Origin of the sequence: Undibacterium sp. TJN19, assembly GCF_049339485.1 — a bacterium.
In the GTDB taxonomy this organism is placed as follows: Bacteria; Pseudomonadota; Gammaproteobacteria; order Burkholderiales; family Burkholderiaceae_D; genus Undibacterium.
The window spans coordinates 1-524 of sequence record NZ_JBMPPL010000061.1 but is presented as its reverse complement, the minus strand read 5'-3'; the positions used below and the strand labels follow the sequence as shown (position 1 = coordinate 524).

At 59.0% G+C, this 524-nt stretch carries 1 protein-coding gene; it reads left to right on the top strand.

What is annotated here, in order from left to right; translation table 11 throughout:
* A partial coding sequence (locus ACO0LH_RS28520) for a cellulose synthase subunit BcsC-related outer membrane protein (RefSeq protein ID WP_422944531.1) occupies positions 1 to 524 on the top strand: 524 nt, incomplete at both ends.

Below are 524 nucleotides of genomic sequence, written 5' to 3'. Positions count from 1 at the left end.
CCGGTACCGCAACAATATGCAGCAGCCACCGGAAATAGCGGAACGGGCAGCAAAGCCCGGGCAACCAAGCCCGTGACCAATGTCAGCGCAGAAGAAGCAGGCCTGCTCAAAGAAATCGACGCCATCAACGACCTCAACCGTACTGAAATATCAGTCGAAGTCGCGACCCGGGCCCGCAGCGGAGAAAAAGGCCTGTCCGCCTTAAAAGACATAGAAACCCCCATCGAAGCCCAGATCACCACACTCGGCCTGGGCCAGTTTGGCTTAAAAATCATCCCCGTCCTTGTCGATGCAGGCACCCTCTACCTCAATGACCCCAGCCTTGCAGGCCAGTACGGCCGCAATGCCATCCTCGTAGAACGTGCCAAATACGCCAAAGTCCCCTTGACCACCATCGCCCGCCAGCAAGGTCTGTCCAGCGTCGCCACACTAGACCAGGAAGCCAAAGGCGTCGCGTTAAACCTCAGCTACGAACTGGCAGGTGTGCGGGCCGACATCGGCTCCAGCCCCATCGGCTTCCCCGT